The 21,106-nt window shown below is 31.7% G+C and carries 21 protein-coding genes and 1 tRNA gene; 4 read left to right on the top strand and 18 right to left on the bottom strand.

The window, feature by feature from the left end; genetic code table 11:
• Positions 1-10 precede the first annotated feature (10 nt).
• From KO504_RS11485 to KO504_RS11475, 3 genes are read left to right on the top strand one after another with little or no spacing between them, the layout of a single operon-like run.
• Positions 11-943, top strand: a complete 933-nt coding sequence (locus KO504_RS11485) for a lysylphosphatidylglycerol synthase domain-containing protein (protein WP_252723672.1) — start codon at positions 11-13, stop codon at positions 941-943.
• On the top strand, positions 943-2,091 hold the full coding sequence (locus KO504_RS11480) for a glycosyltransferase (RefSeq protein WP_215926979.1): 1,149 nt from the start codon (positions 943-945) through the stop codon (positions 2,089-2,091). The genes KO504_RS11485 and KO504_RS11480 overlap by 1 nt, the downstream gene beginning before the upstream one ends.
• Before the next feature lie 53 nt (positions 2,092-2,144).
• On the top strand, positions 2,145-3,008 hold the full coding sequence (locus KO504_RS11475; RefSeq protein WP_215926977.1) for a hypothetical protein: 864 nt from the start codon (positions 2,145-2,147) through the stop codon (positions 3,006-3,008).
• Between the two features lie 91 nt (positions 3,009-3,099).
• Here KO504_RS11475 and KO504_RS11470 read toward each other — a convergent pair whose 3' ends face one another.
• The 4 genes from KO504_RS11470 to KO504_RS11455 form a co-directional block, all read right to left on the bottom strand.
• Positions 3,100-3,576: a hypothetical protein gene (locus KO504_RS11470; RefSeq protein ID WP_215926975.1), complete on the bottom strand. Its 477-nt coding sequence runs from the start codon at positions 3,574-3,576 to the stop codon at positions 3,100-3,102.
• A 113-nt stretch (positions 3,577-3,689) separates the two neighbouring features.
• A complete protein-coding gene (locus KO504_RS11465) occupies positions 3,690-4,823 on the bottom strand; it encodes a tetratricopeptide repeat protein (RefSeq protein ID WP_215926973.1) in 1,134 nt (377 codons plus the stop codon).
• 15 nt (positions 4,824-4,838) lie between these two features.
• Complete coding sequence (locus KO504_RS11460; RefSeq protein ID WP_215926971.1) at positions 4,839-7,121, bottom strand: M56 family metallopeptidase; 2,283 nt, start codon at positions 7,119-7,121, stop codon at positions 4,839-4,841.
• A 2-nt stretch (positions 7,122-7,123) separates the two neighbouring features.
• On the bottom strand, positions 7,124-7,483 hold the full coding sequence (locus KO504_RS11455; protein WP_215926969.1) for a BlaI/MecI/CopY family transcriptional regulator: 360 nt from the start codon (positions 7,481-7,483) through the stop codon (positions 7,124-7,126).
• A 226-nt stretch (positions 7,484-7,709) separates the two neighbouring features.
• On the opposite strand from KO504_RS11455, the gene KO504_RS11450 reads away from it, so the two are divergent.
• A complete protein-coding gene (locus KO504_RS11450; protein WP_215926967.1) occupies positions 7,710-8,207 on the top strand; it encodes a DUF456 domain-containing protein in 498 nt (165 codons plus the stop codon).
• A gap of 254 nt (positions 8,208-8,461) precedes the next feature.
• Here the strand turns inward: KO504_RS11450 and KO504_RS11445 are convergent, their stop codons facing one another.
• The 14 genes from KO504_RS11445 to KO504_RS11380 all read right to left on the bottom strand — a co-directional run bounded on the left by KO504_RS11445 (position 8,462) and on the right by KO504_RS11380 (position 21,015).
• Positions 8,462-9,130, bottom strand: coding sequence for a response regulator (locus KO504_RS11445; protein WP_215926965.1), 669 nt, complete (start codon positions 9,128-9,130; stop codon positions 8,462-8,464).
• Between the two features lie 79 nt (positions 9,131-9,209).
• The gene (locus tag KO504_RS11440) at positions 9,210-11,240 is read right to left on the bottom strand and encodes a tetratricopeptide repeat-containing sensor histidine kinase (protein WP_215926963.1); all 2,031 of its coding nucleotides are present in this window, start codon (positions 11,238-11,240) and stop codon (positions 9,210-9,212) included.
• A 106-nt stretch (positions 11,241-11,346) separates the two neighbouring features.
• The gene (locus KO504_RS11435; protein ID WP_215926961.1) at positions 11,347-11,520 is read right to left on the bottom strand and encodes a hypothetical protein; all 174 of its coding nucleotides are present in this window, start codon (positions 11,518-11,520) and stop codon (positions 11,347-11,349) included.
• 968 nt (positions 11,521-12,488) lie between these two features.
• A tRNA-Asp gene (locus KO504_RS11430) sits at positions 12,489-12,562 on the bottom strand.
• Between the two features lie 76 nt (positions 12,563-12,638).
• Positions 12,639-13,568, bottom strand: coding sequence for a DUF58 domain-containing protein (locus tag KO504_RS11425; protein ID WP_215926960.1), 930 nt, complete (start codon positions 13,566-13,568; stop codon positions 12,639-12,641).
• Positions 13,569-13,604: 36 nt separating this feature from the next.
• Entirely contained in the window at positions 13,605-15,371 is a 1,767-nt protein-coding gene (locus KO504_RS11420; RefSeq protein ID WP_215926958.1) for a chondroitinase-B domain-containing protein, read from the bottom strand.
• Between the two features lie 136 nt (positions 15,372-15,507).
• Positions 15,508-15,825, bottom strand: coding sequence for a thioredoxin (gene trxA / locus KO504_RS11415; protein WP_020898224.1), 318 nt, complete (start codon positions 15,823-15,825; stop codon positions 15,508-15,510).
• Positions 15,826-16,119: 294 nt separating this feature from the next.
• Positions 16,120-17,088: an alpha/beta fold hydrolase gene (locus KO504_RS11410; RefSeq protein WP_215926956.1), complete on the bottom strand. Its 969-nt coding sequence runs from the start codon at positions 17,086-17,088 to the stop codon at positions 16,120-16,122.
• A 107-nt stretch (positions 17,089-17,195) separates the two neighbouring features.
• Entirely contained in the window at positions 17,196-17,942 is a 747-nt protein-coding gene (locus tag KO504_RS11405; protein ID WP_215927431.1) for an SDR family NAD(P)-dependent oxidoreductase, read from the bottom strand.
• Between the two features lie 63 nt (positions 17,943-18,005).
• Positions 18,006-18,569: a TetR/AcrR family transcriptional regulator gene (locus KO504_RS11400; RefSeq protein WP_215926954.1), complete on the bottom strand. Its 564-nt coding sequence runs from the start codon at positions 18,567-18,569 to the stop codon at positions 18,006-18,008.
• A gap of 142 nt (positions 18,570-18,711) precedes the next feature.
• Complete coding sequence (locus KO504_RS17355) at positions 18,712-18,969, bottom strand: SdpI family protein (protein ID WP_354667397.1); 258 nt, start codon at positions 18,967-18,969, stop codon at positions 18,712-18,714.
• A gap of 201 nt (positions 18,970-19,170) precedes the next feature.
• The gene (locus KO504_RS11390) at positions 19,171-19,524 is read right to left on the bottom strand and encodes a DoxX family protein (RefSeq protein ID WP_215926952.1); all 354 of its coding nucleotides are present in this window, start codon (positions 19,522-19,524) and stop codon (positions 19,171-19,173) included.
• Between the two features lie 9 nt (positions 19,525-19,533).
• Positions 19,534-20,394, bottom strand: coding sequence for an SDR family oxidoreductase (locus tag KO504_RS11385; protein ID WP_215926950.1), 861 nt, complete (start codon positions 20,392-20,394; stop codon positions 19,534-19,536).
• A gap of 51 nt (positions 20,395-20,445) precedes the next feature.
• Positions 20,446-21,015 (bottom strand): TetR/AcrR family transcriptional regulator, encoded by a 570-nt coding sequence (locus tag KO504_RS11380; RefSeq protein ID WP_252723670.1) that lies wholly within the window; start codon positions 21,013-21,015, stop codon positions 20,446-20,448.
• Positions 21,016-21,106 lie beyond the last annotated feature (91 nt).

Here is a 21,106-nt window from a genome sequence, read left to right as displayed (position 1 = left end):
TAAACAATTCTTGTTTGTACTTATTAAATTGAGTATTGTCTTTAGTGCATTTTATTTTATCTATTCTAAACTTTCTGAAAATGAGAATTTACAACTCAATGAATTTATTGCATTTTTAAAGAAAAATGATTCATTTTCACTTAAAAACATTAGTTTTTTAATTCTTTTAAGTAGTTTTAATTGGTTTTTTGAAATTTTAAAATGGCAAAATTTAGTCAAAACAATAAAACACATTTCATTTAAAGCTGCATTAGAACAAAGTTTAGGAGGCCATACAGCATCGCTAATTACACCAAATCGCATTGGAGACTATGGTGCAAAAGCAATGTACTTTACAAAAAACCTTAGAACTAGAATTGTATTACTTAACCTCTTGGGTAATATGACACAAATGATAGTAACGACCATCTTTGGTCTTATGGGTTGTATACTATTTGTGAGCCACTATCAGATTGATGTTAATTATTATAATGTGGTGAGGTTTGTGGCAATACTTATAATACTAGGCTCTCTTATAACTTTAGGAGTAAAACAAAAACGCTTTAAAATTAAAGGCTATTCACTTGTAGCTGTAATCGATTTTATAAAATCAATAACCTTAAAAACACATGCTATAACCCTTTGCTTATCCTCTATTAGATATCTTATATTTTCATTTCAGTTATACTATTTATTAACTGTTTTTGGTATTGATGTTGCTTACACCAAAGCAATGGTTGTAATTACAAGTATGTATTTTTTAGCATCTATTATACCATCTATTTCAATTTTTGATGTGATTATTAAAGGTAGCATTGCGGTCTTTTTATTTGGTTATCTTGAAGTCAACGAACTCACCATTCTTTCAATTACAACCCTTATGTGGCTATTTAATTTTGTAATTCCGAGTATATTTGGAAGTTATTATGTATTAAATTTTAAACTGCCAAAACCTGTAGAATAATGATTGCGCTATTAGCCATTATCACAATAATTATATACCTCTTTGTTATAGGTATACTTATTTATGGTTTTGATAAAATTGAAGACTTTAAGCTACAAGATTTACCTCCTAAAACAAAATTTTCTGTTGTAATTCCTTTTCGGAATGAAGCCGAAAACCTTCCAAGATTACTAAATTCAATAACAAAATTAAATTATCCCAACGGGTTCTTTGAAGTTATTTTAGTAGATGACGATTCTGAAGATGATTCGGTTTTAATTATTGAAAAAATTCTCAAAACCTTAAATAAACAAAAGAAGACTATAGCTAGCGCTATTCGGATAATTAAAAATGAAAGAACCTCTAATTCACCAAAAAAAGATGCCATAACCTCTGCCATTAAACAATCTAAACACCATTGGATAATTACGACCGACGCAGATTGTGTTTTACCAAAGTATTGGCTTGACACGTTTGATGAATGTATTCAAATTAATCAACCCAACTGCATTGTTGCTCCAGTAACCTATAATGGTAAGACCTCATTTTTTAATCGCTTTCAAACTTTAGACATTTTGAGTTTGCAAGGCGCTACTATTGGTGGCTTTGGTATTCAAAAACCATTAATGTGTAATGGTGCTAATTTTGCTTACCTAAAATCTGAATTTATTTCTGTTAACGGTTTTCAAGGTAACGATACCATATCAAGTGGAGACGATATATTTATACTTGAAAAAATATGGAAAAAAACGCCTAAAAAGGTGTACTATTTAAAATCTAAGAAGGCAATTGTAACAACTCATCCTGTAAAAAATATAGACCAATTAATACAGCAACGTTTACGTTGGGCTTCAAAAACAAGTAATTACAATAATTGGTTTGCAAAATGTGTTGGCTTAATTGTTTTATTGGGGAACTTGACCTGTTTATTACTTATGCCGGCTGCTTTTCTTAATTATATAACTCCTAAAATAGCCATAGCTTTATTTGTGATTAAATTTAGCATTGACTTCTTACTATTATTTAAAGCAGCACGCTTTTTTAAACAAGAAAACCTATTACTTTCTTATATGTTTTCTAGTCTCATTTATCCCTTCTTTAGTGTCTATATTGCATTCCTATCATTCTTTAAATCTTATCATTGGAAAGGCAGAAGCGTTAAGAAATAGTGCTCTTTTAAAAAAAATTAGGTAGCTTTACTTAAACCAACTCCAAACTTCAAATGAAAAACATACTATTATCAATGCTTTTGTTTTTGACTTTTCAATTTAATTATAGTCAAGAAAACTATACAATTAATGGAGAAACGCTTGAGCTTAAAACAGAAGTAGATGGAACATTAGATTTACTTTGGACGAGTGATGACGGCAACTATCGTTATTTTGTTAAATCTGAAAATGGTACTATTACCGAATTAAAGAACACAAAAGAAAGCAAACGAAATTTCCTTGAAGAATACAAAACCACACTAAGTAATCTTACAAATGGCACAGCAACAGATAAGCTAAAATTTACACTTTACGACCTTAAAGCTTTTATTAACACTTATAATATGTCTGCAGACTCAACTTATACCTCAGTAGCAACATCTCGAAAAGTAGGCTTTAGATTAGGTGTTTTTGGCGGATTGACGAACAGTCCTTTTGTTAATAATCCTGAAAACACAAAAGTACTGCTCATTGGTGGAGAATTAGAAATTTTTGAAGCTAATTCTTCTCAGCGTCATTCTGGATTTATTCAAGGGCGTCATACATTTGATGATGAAGATTTTAACTATAGCACAAACGAAGCTGCATTAGGGTATCGTTATAGAATTATAAACAAACCTACATTTTCTATTTATGGTCAAGTAAAATTAGCGACTGTAAATATTGCCAGTTCTTCTTTTCAAGATGCTAGCGGAAAACAAGAAAGCCAAAGTGAGACGTCGTTTGATATTCCTTTCATTTTTGGAATAGGATCTGACATTAAAGTTGGCTCTAGTGGTTATATTACAATTACTTATGGAGAATTATTCGCTATTTTTTTAGACAATCAAGGTAATTTTTCAACCGATATTGCTGTAGGTTATAAATTTAATTTGTAATAATACGATTCTTTTGTCGCGCTATTTTAATAGCCTGTTTGACAGTTTGACAAAAAATACTTCGTTAGGCTAAAATAGACCTAATAACGTTTTAATCAATCCTTACTATTACTGGTAATTCAAACGCCGTAGTCACTTGTTGTCCCCTTTTTATTGCAGGAAATATTTTTGGAACATGTTGTAAACTTTGTCTTAGCAGACTATCTATTTCTGGGATTTCCTGTATAGTTTCTGGCTGAATATTAATGGATTCTATTTCTAATAATCCCAAATTATCAATCTTAATTTTAAGTGTAATAGTATCATTAACATCATTAGAAACCACTAAATTTTGAGCTTCTAAAAACTGATTAACACTAGTAATCAATGTGTTTTGAAAACACATTTTACTATCCTCTTTAGAAGTCATGTATTCACAATCAGTAAACGTTGGGTAAGTATCTACTTCATTCCAATTAAAGGTTTGCAGTTCTTCCTCAAGCAAATCTTCAGGATAAACTTTCTTCTTTTCAAAATAATTGCAAGAGGTTGCAAAAAGCAAGATTAAAAGACAAACAATTCGATTCATTACTAGTATTCTAATAGCGAAAAGTACGATATTTTATTCAAAAATCGGCTAGACAACTTCGCTTTTAGATTGAAGCCTTAGCTCTATGCGTTGATTTCATTTTTTATGAGGAATTATTCTTCTTCTTCTAAAAATTTTTCTTGCTTTAATTCTTTGAGTCGACCTTCTGCATAGCTTATAAATGGACTTTTTTTCTGCTTCTCAATAAATTGCTCATACAGCTTAATTTTACTATCTATATCAGCATAATATTCATCTTTAGTTCTAAGGATATAAAACTCGGCCATGATATTGGAAGGATCTTCTTTTAACGATTTCTGAAAGGCTTTAATAGCTTGGTCATACTTTTTCTGTCGATTATAAAGTGTTCCCAATCGTTGATACTCGTCTGCTAACGATCGATCTTGAAGTTTTATGGCTTTAGAAATATACGCTTCTGCTTTTTCAAAATCACTTAATCTCTCGTAATACGTACCAATAACAAATACTGCACTAGCATCGTTTGGGTTATATTTTAAGGCTTGCTTCCTGTGATAAATGGCGTCTTCGTAATCTGAATTTTGCGCGTAACTCAAGCTTAGCTTTTCATGTATGAACTCAGATTTTTCGCCTAAATCCAACAATTTATTAAACCAAACAACAGCATGGGTATAATAGTCTTGATGGTAATAGGTTTGGGCTTTTAAACTGATCAACTCTATATTGTTTTTATAACTTTCTAATCCTTTATCTATATAACGATGTGCCTCTATAAAATTTCGTTTTATTAAATGATGTTTGGCTATTTTAAAAATAGCTTTTTGATGTGTTGCATCCAGCTTAAATGTTTTTTGAAACTGCCGTAATGCCGTAGTGTCTTTTTGCTTTTCTAAAACCACACCTAATTCATAATAGTAATTAGGGTTTAAACTATCGGATGCAATTAAGTTTGAAAATCGCTGATTAGCGTCTTTATATTGTTTTGTTCTTGCTAACAATTTTGCGTATTCATACTGCAACAAAAGGTCATCTGCATTTACTTGTATTGCTTTTTCATAATTATTTAGAGCTTCTCCATAATTCCCTATGGCCATATAGGCTTTTGCAATATCATCGTAAACCTCCTCTAAATTATCTAAAGATTTATAAACCTCTATAGCTTTAGAAAAGTTGCCATTATTATAGAGATGATCTGCTTTCGCCTTAGCGTTTTGTGCATTTAAATTTAAGGTAAACACAACCGTTAATAGCCCAAAAAATAGTTTCATACGCAATTAAAATTATTATTTTTTAGATCCGTGAATTTGATATTCAATTGGTAAAGAAAACGGCACATTTACAAGTTCACCATTTTGTTGCCCAGGTATAAATTGTGGTAATAATTTTATAACTCTAACGGCTTCTTCTTCTAATTTAGGATGTGGCCCTCTAGCTCTAATAGTTTTAGCATCCCCATTTTTATCTATTGTAAATTGCACAAGGATTCGTTTTTTACCAGAAGACAATCCCAATGATTGCGCTAAATTGAGATTAAAATTTTTATTTACAAATGAATTAATAGTACTCACCGTACATGCTCTTTTGTCTGCCTCTGAAGACCGATCTACGCAACTCGAGTGAGCTGGTGCTATTTCAACGACACTAAAAGGCACATTTTCTTTATCGTTTAAACGCTCTACAGCGCGTTTCCTTATGCTTTCTAGCACTTGTAAACTATCTTTTTTAAAATCTATTACGTTTTTAGAATCTCCATGAATCTGAAAAACAATAGGAATAGAAAAAGGCACAACCACAACGTCACCTTTTTGTTTACCTGGAATAAACGGAGGCAAGGTACTAATAACACGTTTGGCCTCTATCTCTAATTCTGGACTTGGCCCTCTTGCTTTTATGTCTTTAACAGTCCCATCGGTATCAATTTTAAATTGTACAAAGATTCGTTTTTTTCCTGGACTTAAATTATCACCTATAGCTGTATTAAAGTTTTTACCGATATGCTTGTTTACAAAGTTACTAAAACAGTCTTTTCGTTCTTTATTAGATTCTAAATCTTTACATTCAAATGTCGTTGGCGTTTCTTCTATAACTGAAAAAGGAACTTCTATGTTTTCATCAATCTCAATAACTGTTTCTGTAGTTTGGTTTGAGGTGTAAGAATCTATTGCAAACGTCTGTATACCGTCTGTAACTACAAGTTTTTTAAAATATGAATCACTTTCTAACTGCTTTAGCAAGTCATTAAACCTAACTTCTTCTTCTTTTGTTTTATTTGCTAAATCTTCTACAAATAATTTAAGAATACCATCTTGAGTATTTAACTCCCAATGTTCTTTTGCTGCTTTTGTATTTTTGTACGTTTTATATTCTGCATAGTTTTTATACCTGCTTTCTTTCATAAATTCAGAATAATCGAGATCATCCTCATTGAGTGTTCCATTTTCTGATTTTTTTTGAACATAACTATCCGATATATACAATCTAAAAGCATGCATTTTTAAAAACTCTTCTTTAGACAGCAGATACTTTTCTAAACTATTCTCACTAAATCCTGCATATTCAAAAAGCTCATTAAAATCAGCTCCGGCTTTTTTCATGGCAACCAACTCATTGTAATATTTAACAATCAAGGCTTCATCAGTAATTTCCTGATCAACAACTTGTTCATTTTGCTCTTTATTTTGCTGCGCTCTAACTTCTGTAGACGTATAAATTAACATCCCAAATACCATAGGAATTAACAAGGCGTATTTTATGAGGTTAAGCTGTTTTGATTTTGATTTTTGTAACATAGTGATTCGTTTTTTGATTAATGATTTATTAAAAAATGTATTGGTAAAAGACACCTGATTAACATCTAAAACCTGATTGAGTAAACTTGTATAATAATCTGCCTTACCACTTTGTTTTACCGCTTTGGCATCGGCAATATATTCGTGTAATTCTTTGATTCTATTTTGATAGATGTAGACTAAAGGATTGAACCAAAACACTATTCTTAACACTTCAAAAAATAATAAATCTACGGTGTGAAATTCTTTAATATGAACCAACTCATGCTCATAAATGGTTGGTTTTTCTGATTCTGAGATTTGTTCTCCTAAAAATATGGTGTTGAAAAACGAAAATGCCGCACTACTTTTTATGAGCTTAACAATAAGGATATTACCTTTCCAACGTTTAGGATTTTTATGTTTTAACCAATATAATTTGGTGATTTTAGCTAGAAAAATCAATGATGCTATCACAATGCCTACTACTGCAATTATTTGCCAAAGTGGAGTTTCTGGTTCCTCTAAAATAATACCAGCTAGTTCTGCCGTTTGAATGTCGTAAACCGTAGGTGCTTTTACTCCTATAAATACTTCTGGCAAGTGAATTACAAAATCTTTCGTTGCCATAGTTTTCAATTCTGGAAATTTTAGAAATGGTAACACAAATGAAAGTATGGACGTAATTATTAAATACGCTCTATTGTAATTAAAGAAGGTTTCGCGCTTTAAAAACAAATCATAAATCAATAAAAATAAGGCTTGAAACGCAATAATTTGAAGAATAGAATACAACATAATTAGTTCTTTTTATTGATTTCATCCAATAAGGTTTCTATGTCCTTTATATCCACATCATTTTTCTGAACAAAAAACGACACCATACTCTTAAAAGAGCCTTGAAAATAATTATCTACCAATTTATTGATGGACTGATTACTGTAAGATTCCTTGGCAACTATAGGAAAGTAAACATGTCCTTTTCCTTTTTTCTCATAGTTTACAAAACCTTTACTTTCTAAAATTCTTACGATTGTAGACACCGTATTATATGCAGGCTTAGGCTCTGGTAAAATTTCAATTATAGATTTTACATTGGCTTTTTTAAGCTGCCATAAAGCTTGCATAATTTCCTCTTCTGCTTTTGTTAACTGCTTCATTGTATTCTTAACTTTATTTAGAACCTCATAAAATAATTTTGTTTTTATAAGCCTCTGACTGTTATAATTATTCTCAGATCCTAAAATAAATTCAGGATATGCTCTTTGATTTTTTCTAAATCACACTGCTAATATAACTAAAAAATTAGTTTAAACTAATTTTTTAGTTCACAAATGTAACTTTGTTCTGCTTATTGCGACGTATAGATGAATTCAAATTATATATATGGAAATTTTTTTAGTGCTCTTAGCACTACTTTTAATGATTTTAGGTATTCTAGGTAGTTTTCTTCCTGTTTTACCCGGACCACTAACCAGTTGGGTTGGTCTTTTAGTGCTTCATTTTACAGATGGTATAGAATTAAGTACAACCTTTTTAATTGTCACTCTAGTATTTGCCGTTTTTATTTATATACTAGATTATATTATTCCTGCCATTGGCACCAAACGTTTTGGTGGTAGTAAAGCTGGAATGATTGGCACCACTTTAGGTTTAATTATTGGCTTATTTTCTCCTATTCCATTTGGGATTATCATTGGTCCTTTTATAGGTGCGCTTATTGGAGAAATGATACATAGAAATGATTTCAACAAAGCCTTAAAAGCTGCTTTTGGATCGTTCTTAGGATTTATAGCATCTACTTTTTTAAAATTTATTGTGGCTGTAATTTATTTAGGCTTTTTTATTGTCAAATTATCGGAACACAACACAAGTTGGTATTAAATCTTAAAAACATTATATAAGAAAAAAACCTAGCCGCATACTATGTGACTAGGTTTCAATTCTTGCTATTAATTCAACAATTACTTAACGAGGGATTAATTAATTCTTGCTGATGGTGTAAATATAAGTTAGTGGTTTTACTTTTTGTTGCGGAAAAACCGCAAACTTACTGTGGAAAAACCGTAGTTCCTTTAATTAACAGTAGTTGCAAGCGTTTTTATTTACCTAAAACAAGCGCTATTTTTATCATTTTTCTATAAAAACCCTTTTTCTCGAGCTTCTTTTAGTAATGTTTCGTCTTTTCCATCTTCTACAGAAAACAAAAGTTTAAGTTGTTTTTTTCGTTTTTCTATCGCACTTGTAGAAATATCTACATACTCATTTAAGCTTCTTGTCTTAATACCTTGTGATAGTAAATGCAGAATTTTTCGGTTAATATCATCAACATAAATATCACTAGAAATTGTTTTCTTCAAATAATTATTAACCGTACTGCTATAATAAGGTGGAGATTTTAATATTTGCTGAAAACCATCTGCCAATTCCATAGATGTTAAATCACTTTTTATAAGAAAGCCGTCTGGATTTATTTCTTTAATTATATTATGAATTCTAAACGTTTCATTAAACATGGTAAGAATGACAATCTTAGCTCTAGGCATTAATTTTTTTGCCAGTAAAGCCAAGTCTTCACCTGAGGCATATTGGCCATCTTCTGATCCAGGTAAACTGATATCAAAAAAACAAACATGATATGGGTATTTTTTTGATGCACGCTCTATCATAATAACTGCTTCGTCACAATTATGCGCTGTATCTATATGTAAAGTTTGATCATTTTGCTTTGTTGCCATTAACACATTTTGATAGCCCTCAATAATAATTGGGTGGTCATCTACCATTAAAATGTTGATATGATTCATGTGGTTATTTTTTTTGGTCACATGTTATTCTCACACTAAACGTATTGCAATAAATATTGAAATTCGTTTTGCGCTCGGGTCATGCTGATTGGTTTATATAGGGAATCTGAACATTAACTTGTGTTCCATTGTATGGCTGGGACGAAAATGAAATCTCACCTTCAATATCTTCAACACGAGATCTCATGTTTTTTAACCCAATACCTTTTCTACTTTTAGAAGTATCAAAGCCTTTGCCATCATCGATAATATCTATGCAAATTAAGTGTTTTTCTAATGAAATACTAATTTTTATCGTTTTTGCATTAGCATGCTTATAGATATTTTGCATGGACTCTTGAATGATTCTATAAATATTAATTTTGGTTTTATTTGACACCAAATCCCAACTAATATCATCCGTATAATTAAATTGATGTTCTAAGTTATAAGCTTCAGCCTGGTTTTCAATAAGTTCAGTCAGAATATCCATAAACCCAGATCCAGCTACAAAATCAGTATTTAATTCGTGAGATATTTTACGTATATCTTGTTCAACAGTTTGAAGCTGACTAATATATTTAGCCCTAGTCATCATAGCTTCTTTTCCTTCTTTAAAATTAATACTGTCCAAACTTAAGCGCACACCAAAGAGTCCGCCCAATACACCATCGTGCAATTCTTTTGATACTCTTATTTTCTCCTTGGCTCTAGCTTCATCTACTTTATCTTGTTGCACTAACATTAAGTTATAAATATCTTCATTTGCTTTTTGCTGTACCTGTATAAGCTTTAATTTTCTATTTTTTGCACGTTGAGAAACGAATAGATAAGTTAAAATTGCCGTTACCAATAAACCAATAGATAAGATAAGTAAGTATAAATTTTCTTTAGAAATTTTTTCGTTTTCTGCAACTAACTGATCCGTTTCATATTCTATTCTTGCGAATTTATTCCTAACGTTACGTTCTATATTTATTAAACTATCGCTTAACTTAATATACTCATATAAATAACGTTTACCTTCTTCGCCTTTTTTAATTTTTGAAAGCAGCATTAATGCTTCTAATGTATAATTGTTAGCATATAACTTTTTGGATATGTTATAAGCTTCCTCAGCATATATATAAGCTGAATCATTTTCCTCGAATTCGAGATAAAATTTAGACAAATCAATATCTACAGCAATCCTAATTAAATCATCATCATACTGTACAGCTAAATCATGCGCTTCATGAAAAGTTTTTGAAAGCTCGGAGTAATTTCTATTGCCATTAAGCAGTTGGGTATGCCCAAGATTACTCATAATTAAAGCATAAAAAGTAGGATCTTCTTCATGATACTTTGATCGCAACGGCAACAAACTACTATACAACTCAATAGCCTTATCGTAATCTCCAATTTTCTTATAAACGAATGCCTTATTATGAATAGAGAAAACTCTATTAAGAAAACCGTCGTTCATTTTGTTAGCTATATTTATAGCCTTATCATGGTATTGAATAGATTTATCAAACTGATTAAGCTCCGAAAATATACCAGCAATTCTATTATGTAAGATCCATAAATCGTCTAAATTATCTTCATTTTCTGGTAACTCATTCAAAAGTTTTATAGCCCGAATGGCATTGGTTTCACTTGAGGTATAATCTTTCTCATTATACTGTAAATCTGCAATACTCATTAAAGAATAAGCTTCTTCCTTATAATTTTTTAACGCCGAATAATATTTTAGAGATTTTGAAAAATAGAAAAAAGAACTATCATAGACTTTAACATAGTTATAGTAACTCGCCAAATTTCCTGCAGATACAGCAAGAGCAGAAGTGTCTTTGATTTTTTTAGCTAATTTATAATTGAATTGATTTACAGAGATGTATTTATCATAATCTTCTGCATAAAAATATTTTAAAGATAGATTTCGATTTGCTTTTAATACTAAAGAATCAATTTTTGAAGTTTTAGCAATCTCAACGGATTGAAGACTGATAGCAATGCGTTCCTCTTGCGAATAATTAGACTTCTTAGATTCTTCTATAAGTGAATCTACCTGAATCGCTATCGTATTACGACCAGAGTTCTGACCATAAATTTTTGTACATAAAAATAATATTAAAAATAAAGCCCTCAACAATTTAATTATAAGTATTTACTCAAAGGTATATTAAATATATGGAAGGCAAAAAGCCCTAATCGTAATTAGGGCTAATTATTAATATATTTTTTTTGACGAAGGTTTAACCGTTAGTCTTTAACTTAACTTTATTTTTTGTGTGCGCAATTAAATCATAGTTCTCATGCGTGTTATAAGTAGGCTCATCATTATTAGCTACAACAGCTTCAGACTGTACTCCAGATACAGTTAATAATAATACAGCGGCTAGGGCAATAGTAATTTTTAGGGTTTTCATATGTATATATAAATTTAGGGTTTACAAAATAGTCAACATTAAACTGAGCAACGCAAAACGTTACACTGAGGGAAGGGAATGGATTATTAACAATTTTTAGGGGAACCTAAAATCATACTAAAACTTAAAACGAGGGACGTTTTTTAGACAATTATTATGCCTATAGTAAAATGAATTAATACTTCACTTTTTAAGCGTTTTAAAAACTTAATCAGCACTGCAAATATAAACGTATTTTTGATACATCCTAATGAATTGTCGATAAAATACATATTTCAACTGACAAAATGCACAACTCCTGTTTATAACTTGTTGACAACTTGATATCTAAACTTAAATTTTGTTTTAGTAAATTTTATAGTTTTTTAAAACCAACTTGAGTCAAAATCACGCACTATAACAACATTTTAAACAATAGAATATACAAGTACAAATAACCGAAGAAAGAGAAAATCAGAACACGACTTTAATATTAAAAAAAACTATATTTCAACTAAAAACTAACGCATCAGAATAGAAGAGTTTGTCAATAACATTTTGAGACATGTACATTACACAGTATATAAACACTCATCATCAAAACTAAAATTAGCACTAAAAGGTGGAGATTACATATTTAAGCACTAATAACAATTACGTTATACCAGTTTTAAAGGCAGAAATGGCCATGATATTTACTGAAATAGTATAGCCAAAGCCAATAGTTTCACTATCATTTAAGTTCTGTTTAAAGACAAGCAAATGATTTTAATAAAAGGTAGGCTAATTAGCACTGTAAGATAAAGATTTAAAATAGCCTAAAACAAAAAAGCATCCCAATCTTCTTATTCAGAAAAAAGGAAAGCCTTTCATTGGAATACCAAATTGCTTTGGTAAACTACTTCCAAGATCTCTCTTGGAACAACACAACGTCTTTTAATCGCTAAAAAAAAGCTTCAATTTCTTGAAGCTTCTTTTTGCAATTTTAGCGGTCTGGACGGGACTCGAACCCGCGACCTTCGCCGTGACAGGGCGACATTCTAACCAGCTGAACTACCAGACCGTTGCTTAATTGCGAGGGCAAATATACATCGCATTTTTAATTTGACAAACAAAAAACTAAAAAAATAAAAAATATTTTAAATAAATTTTTGACGCTCTATCATATAAGTCGTCAATATGTTGTCAAATCCAGCATTAATATCAGCTTCTACATACTTAATTCTGTATTGACCACACCTTAGTTTCAAGTCCGTAAAGTATTCTTTTACAGCTTTTTCATAAGTATATTTAATATTATCTGCATACAAATTAATATGATCTCCAGTCTCCACATCGATAAATCGTTTGGGCCTGTTATCAAAATCAAAAGACAGTTCTTTTTCTTTATCAAAAACATGAAATAAGACTACTTCATGCTTATTATGCTTTAAATGTCGTAATGCTTCAAACAGTTTTTCGTCATCTTCTGACGTTTGAAACATATCTGTAAACACAAAAATTAAGGAACGACGATGAATTTTTTCGGCAATCTGATGCAAATATCTGTATGTTTCTGTTGTTTTAGTCTCAGGTTTAGAAACTACAGCGTCACTTAATTTATGTAATAACATTTGATGATGACGCTCACTCCCCTTTTCTGGAGCATAAAAATCGTAGTTATCACTGTAAATACTCAAACCAACAGCATCACGCTGCTTTTTTAGAATATGCATTAAAGACGCACTTGCTAAAGCTGAAAATGCAATCTTATTAAGATTATCTATACTAGTTCCTGCTGTTTCTGGATAATGCATAGACGTACTATTATCTAAAATAATATGACAGCGCAAATTAGTTTCCTCATCATAACGCTTGGTATATAAACGGTCTGTTTTCGCATAGAGCTTCCAATCAATATGCTTAGTGCTTTCACCTGGATTGTAAATTTTATGCTCCGCAAACTCAGCAGAAAACCCATGAAATGGACTTTTATGCATTCCAGCAATAAAACCTTCAACAACTTGCTTCGCTAACAACTCTAGGTTTTTAAATCCGCCTGCTTTATTGAGTTCTTCTTGTAAATTCATTTAATTAATTTAAAATATCATGCTTCATTTTCTGAATTAATACTTCACAAATTTTATAGTACCAATCCCTTCTAGAACGACAAAATACACTCCTTGTTTTAAGTGGGCGACATTTACGGTAACATTTTTTGAATTACCCGCATTACGCACCATCACTTTTTGCCCTAAACTATTAAATATTTGAAAAACTCCTATTTCAATTTTAGAAGATGTAATCGTCAATTCTTCTTTTCCTACTGGAACAGGAAACACACGAATTTGATGATTTAAATCGTATTCAAATTCAGAAACCATTAAAAGTGGACCATTAGACGCACCAAAACCCACTGTTACACCTACATCACTTTGCTTATAAGGACTATGCGTTATTGTAGCACCATATTCTTCTGCACCAACATCGTAAACTCCAGATCTTATACCTCCAAAAACGTCATCTAAAAAAAGTGATTCACCATAAGTTCCTATAGATCCATTAATAGCAGAACTTGATGCTAAAATTGGATATACTCCATCCGCATTCAAATTGGTATCTAAAAATCCCGAACCAATTGTAAAACCTTCAATTGCATCTCCTGTTCCTGAATTATACATATTCCCTTCAAAAACAGAATTAGTTGCAGATCTTTCGGTTTCAATATATACCTCACAATCTACAATAAGATTATTTGCTACGGTAATATCATTTGGTGCGACATTTTGACCAGAGCCTCCTGAATCTACTCCTATACGAAGTCCTAGATCACAATCTACAATTGTATTATTAACCACCATTAAATTATGAATTGGACCATAACCATTCAGCTGATCGTTATTGGCCTGTGTAGCCGAAATGTTTATAGCTCCAAGCGCTCCACTTTTACTCGATGAATTTTGTTTGGTAGCGTTTGTGCCTTGTATGTAATTGTTATAAATACGATGATCTTCGCCAATAACACGAATTCCGCCATTAAAATAAGATTCGGTTTGACCGTCATTTAAAAAGAAATTATTATAAACCGAACAACCATTACCATGTCTTAAAGATAAGGCACCTAAATAATTTTCGAAGGTGTTTCTAAAATACTGGTTGTTTCCACTTTTATTGGCAATAATTTCGGGTTCACCACCTTTAACTTCGTAAAAATAATTATCATACACTTCAGACGACGAATCGGATAAGGACTGGCTACTATCACCAATTCTAATTACATCCACATCGTTGTATTCATCTGCTAGGCCCACTTGATTTCTATAGGCAAAATAGTTATGATGAATTTTCATCCGGTCTTCAATACCAGTTGTTCTTTGATTAAAAATCATAGAACCCAAACAGTCTTTATTAATTAAAGTGCTGTAACTAATTTCATTGTCTTGGCCATAAACTCTAATCCATCTGAAATCACTGGTATTTGATGGCGGATTATAATCATCTATTTTAACCTGAGAAACTTTACAATTTGAACATTCAGAAACATTTTTAAACGAAATTACATACGAATTGGCACCAAATTGGTTAAACGTGTATGTTCCTGTAAAAATAATTCCTGTTAAAGTAATATAAGAACCACCCATTTTTATACGGCAGTTATCAAATATAACTCCGCCTGGTGTTTCTGCTTGTATAATTATACGGTTGGAAAAAGACCCATTGGCTTCAATAGAAAAATCACCATTACTATAAGTCCCATTTTCAATAGTAATTACAGAGCCTTCTACGGCAGAATCTAGAGCATTTTGAATAGCTTCTACTGAGTCAATTTGAGCATTCCCAAACCAACAAGCCAGAAAACATAAAATATTAAACAGAGTGATTTTAGAAATCATGGTATAGGATTAAGAATAATTTTTATAAAAATAAATCAATTATAAAAAACCCTACTAAAAAGAAGAAAGAATTTAATGTTTAATCCTAAAAATGATATGGTCTATTTTTAGGATTAAACATCTTATTTGGTATCGATTACAAAAGGGCGTCGATAGCGTCTGAATAAGCTTTTTTAGGTGCAACTCCAACTTGGCGACCAACAACTTCACCTCCTTGAAAAACCAATACTGTAGGTATGTTTCTAACACCATACTTAGCAGCAAATTCTTGGTTTGCATCAACATCTACTTTACCAACTACAGCTTTACCTTCGTATTCTGTGCTAATTTCATCAATGATTGGTCCAACCATACGACAAGGTCCACACCAAGCAGCCCAAAAATCAACTACTACTGGTTTATCACTTTTTAATACTGTCTCTTCAAAATTTGCATCTGTTATTTCTAATGCCATAATATTTATTTTTAATTGTTTTGCAATTCGTTTTTGAAGCACCTTTCTATTGGTGCAACTGCAAAATTAGTCAAAATATTTGGCAAACCTTACAATGGCTGTATATGTTTTGGTTATAGCCACATAGACGACTTATATATGCACTTTTTTGGGCGCATAAACCAGGCTGTCCGCTATATCTTTTTTGCTTTTAATGGCAAAAAAGGATGCCGCTACCATCCTTTGCGCAAATTCTGCGTAATAATTAAGCTTTAAGTCAAATCTATTTGAAATATATCTGACCTTTATAAATTGTTATTCTATAGCATTCTTATACAAAAATTCTAAAATCAGCTTTGCGATATCTCTTGTTTTTTCTTCTGCAGCAAAATGCCCAGCATCCAATAAGTGTAACTCCGCATTGGGCAAATCTCTTAAATAGGCCTTCGCACCATCCGCGTTAAATTTCAAATCCTTTTTTCCCCAAACAATTAGGGTTTTTGGTTGCTGTGCTCTTAACATGGTTTGCCATTTCGGATAGCGAATCAAATTGGTATTATAATCTTGAAAGAGCTGTACCTGAATTTCTCTATCACTTTCAGATTTTAGAAATGCCAAATCATGTGTCCAAGCATCCGGACTTTGGATATTGATATTTGTACTGTCTAAATCAAATAAGTATTGCTTGTTAATTATCCCGTCCTTACCTGTAAGATTGTATAAGAAATTATACTCAGCTTGTGAGGTATCGCTTTGTGCCGTTCTAAAAAAATCTTGTCGTTGAGGCGTTAAACCGTCTAAATACATGTTCGCATTCTGAACAATTAAAGCTCGAATGCGTTTTGGATTTTTCATCATCATGCGATAGCCCACAGGAGCTCCAAAATCTTGCATGTACATCACATAGTTCTTAATTTGAAGCGTATCAATCAACTGCTGCGTATAATCTGCCAATAGATCAAAAGTGTAAGTCGTCATTGTGGGATCTAAATGTGTACTGTAACCCGACCCTAAATTGTCTGGCGCTACAACATGATAATGTGTCGCCAACATAGGAATAAGGTTTCTATACGAATGTGAAGATGAGGGATAACCATGTAGTAAAACTATGGTTGGGTTATTTTTGTCTCCTGCCTCTCTATAAAACAGTTTTACACTATCAATGGCTACATAATTATAAGTCGTCGCTAGTGGTAAAAAGAACTGTTTTTTAGAGTCGCCTGATTTAGTCTCACAGCCCAACAAGGCTAATGATACCAATACAATTATTACAAATTGCTTCATCTTATATTTTGTCTGATTTATGCGTCAAAAGTCTTTTGAAACTTGAAGAATAGAAAAGTCATAACCTAAACAGAAATAGGTTATGACTTAGTAATTGTTGTATGCTTTTAATTTCTACCAGCCATAACACCACCATCGGTATCCCAAATCGCACCTGTTACCCAAGTCGCTTTGTCTGACAATAAGAATACAATACTATTGGCAACATCTTCCGATTCACCAAAACGACCTATAGGATGAAACCCATTAAAGCCAACTAATGCTTCTTTAGCTGCGTCTTCACCTCCAAAAACACCGTGATACACAGGTGTATTTACTAAAGCCGGCGACACGGCATTAACACGAATATTATCTTCTGCTAATTCCATCGCTAAATGTTGTGTTAGCGAATGTAAACCTGCTTTTTGCATAGAATAGGCAGTAGATGGTGTTGCTTTAACAGCTTGTTTTGCCCACATAGAACCTACATTAACGATAGCACCACCTTGAGTTGCTTTCATCTTTTTAGCAGCACTTTGCGTGATAAAAAAGAAGCCTCTGTTTAAATCTAAATACGAATTATAATCTTCCATCGTATGGTCTAAAAACGGTTTAGGACCGAAAATTCCTGAAGCGTTTACCAAATAATCTAAGTTATCTAAACCATCTATTTTTGCGATTAAAGCGTCTACTTCAGTCGTGTTAGAGATGTTTGCCTTGTGTTTAACCAAATTTGGTGCATCGGCAATTTTATCGGTATTTCTACCTACAACATGCACTGTTGCTCCTCCTTCTAATAAGGCATTTGCAGTTGCATTACCTATTCCACTTGTGCCGCCAACAACTAAGGCTACTTTGTTTTCAAATTCTTTGATTGCATTTTTATTTAATTATTAATTATAGACAGACAAGTCTGTCTTTGTGTGTTCAAATTTTTTTTAAGCTATTATTTTTTTACACAAATTTTTAGACTCAACAATAGGCCAATCTTCTTGATGTAGGTGGCTTTCTCCAACAGCACTTTCGTAGAGTAAGTAAATTTGTCTTGCCAGTGAATTTACTTCTTCACTTTTAATATCTTCTAAATTGTTTGTGATTAGTGTTGCGATACGTGTAATAAAATCATTTTTTTGAGATTGAATTTCATTTCGAATGATCTCATTGTCTTTGGGAATTTCTGAAACCGTTTTTATACACCAACACCCATTAAAATCTTTGTCCTGATAAAACAGTTGAAGAAAATCGAATATTGCTAGGATTTGCTCTTTTCCCTTTGGTTTAGACATTGTAAACGTTTCAAAATCACTTAGAAAATTAATATTCTTGTGTTGAAGATACGCCAGACAAATTTCTTCTTTAGATTTAAAATGATTATATAATGTTGCCTTAGCAATTCCTGCTTCGGCAATAATTTGATTAATACCTGTAGAATTATACCCATTCTTATAAAATAAAAATGAGGCCGTTTCTATAATTCTATGTTTTACTTCGGCATGTTTCATGATGCAAATATATCAATTATTTTTAAAAACAGACAAGTCTGTCTGTTTTATTTATTACAATCAAAAAAAAAACACATGCATTAGAGAACTATCTTCGTTTTAAAACGCCTTCAAATGGCCTTTAAATGTATTGTGATGTCATTCATTCAGTATCTTGAAACCTTTCTTTTATCTTATTCTCGACTCTAAAAAACAATAGAATAACCATTACAATCATTAAACCCAGACCTAAAATTGTAGAAATCCCTTCTGTGGGTTGATATACCAAACCTATGAGTCCAACCACTGAAAGTAGCAGTCCGTACTTTATCATTTGTTTAGAGGCATATAGTTGTGCAAAATCCCATCTCAGTTGATTTTTCATAGAGCTTGCTGTTCTATACCCATAGAATCTATTGATCTACTTTGGTGGAAATTTGTACATAAAACATCCTACGATACAAAAGATGAGTCCACTACTAAATGGAATTAAAAATAATGGGTTTTCGAATAACATATTATGCACTAATTTTTTAGACTTGGCCCTGACCATAAATGGATAAAATTTAATATCGTTTGAATAGCTCAACCGTTATTTTTGTATGCATTATTACCATTGTATTTATTTTAGATATTTATGCATATAAATATTTGAAACTATTAAAATCCCCATTAAAACAAAGAGCAATAACATTATAAAGATGGAATCCTTATGCTTAACATGTGCAACTAATGCCGTTACTAGGAAAAATCCAACGCCAGCATAAGTCCATTCTTTTAACTGCGATGATACAAATGGCAGTACTAATATAATGGCTGCTATACTTTTTAGTACTGCCAACTCTATCCTAAAATAGTCAGGAAAACCCAATGCTTTAATGCCATCAATAGTACTTTTACTAAATAGGTAAGAATACGAACTTAACAATAGAAATGCAGAAATGATGCCTGTAGATATCCAGTATATTGTTTTCATACGAATTGCTTATAAAAAACTTGCCTTTAACTGATTAACAATCTTAGTGCCATCCGGATCGGCTTGCGTTTTTAGTTCACAAAAATCTTCAGCCCATTTTGAGGTTCTAATTCGCAGTGGTGGCTGTTCATGCTGTGCGACATTTAAAACCACTTCTGCAACCTCAGCTCCTGTTTGATACACTTGATTTTCACTTTCATTTGCTCGTTTTTGATTTCCTGCCATATATCGTTCAAAGATTGGTTGGTATTCTCCAGCTGCAAATTGACCTTCAACAGCGGTTATTTCGATGGCAGACGTCATAAATTCTGTAGCAATTCCTCCTGGTTCTACACAAGTGATTTTAATATTGAAAGCATCACTGACATAAGTTGCTAAAGCTTCCATAAAACCTTCTACGGCAAACTTTGCTCCACAATACAATTCGTTAAATGGCTGTCCTACTAAACCACCAACAGAGGTAATACTTATGATTTGACCACTCTTTTGTTTTCTCATATAAGGCAGCACTGCTTGTGTACAGAATACCACTCCGTGATAATTCACTTCAGTTACCCATCTAATTTCATCTTCTGTAGATTGTTCAGTTGTTTTGGCAAATCCGGCTCCTGCATTATTGACCAGCACATCTATTTTACCATCTTTTTCTATAATGGTCTCAACCGCAGATGTAATGGAGTAAATTTTAGTGACATCTAAAGGAAGTAACTCAATATCCAAATTTTCTTCTTCTATTTTCTTTTTAAGTTGGTCAGCTTTTTTAAGGTTTCGCATTGTAGCATAGACCTTATAATTATTCTTAGCAAATAGCATTGAAGCTTCAAACCCTACTCCTGTTGATGTTCCTGTAATTAATACATTTTTTTTCATAATTATTGTTTTAACGAATGAATATTCATTCCAATTATTAGGTAAATTTTTTTATTCTTTAATGGCGTCCCAAACCATTTGTGCTTGATTTTTAAGGGATGTTGTTTTTGTTTCTGACTGGTGAAAATACCATCTTAAATAAGCCAAAATAGCACCACCAATAAACATTAATATTTCGTCTAATTCTATAGCTTTAATAATACGCTCTTGTTGACCTTTAACTAATAGTTCATGGACTGAAGCAACGGATTTCCCTCCTTCTTCTCTGCTTTCTTTAGTAATAATTGGAGACGCTTGTAATTGCTCCATAAATTTAAAATAAGCAGGATTTGCAATAAAAAAATCAATAATAGATCTTAGATAATTCTCAAATTGTGTTTTTATTGGTTGCTCTACATCAAAATCTAAAAACACTGATTTTTCTTTGACCTTTATATTTACATAAATCTCATTGATTAAAGACTCTTTGTTAGGGAAATAGTTATAAATTGTTCCCATTCCTGTTCCGGCAGCTTTTGCAATAGCAGACATTGGTGTATTATGAACTCCTTTCTCTGTAAGCAGTATAAGTGCAGATGATAATATGACTTCTTTTTTATTCACATGCAAATATAAATGCATTGGAATGAATATTCCAAATAATACTGTAGATTTCTTAATTTAATGTGTTAATCGAAAATGGAATCATGAAAAACGAAATTCTACCCAATGC

It is taken from the genome of Winogradskyella psychrotolerans, from assembly GCF_018860565.1.
In the GTDB taxonomy this organism is placed as follows: domain Bacteria; phylum Bacteroidota; class Bacteroidia; order Flavobacteriales; family Flavobacteriaceae; genus Winogradskyella; species Winogradskyella damuponensis.
The sequence above is the reverse complement of the archived record's forward strand: the minus strand, read 5'-3'. Positions and strand labels throughout refer to the sequence as shown.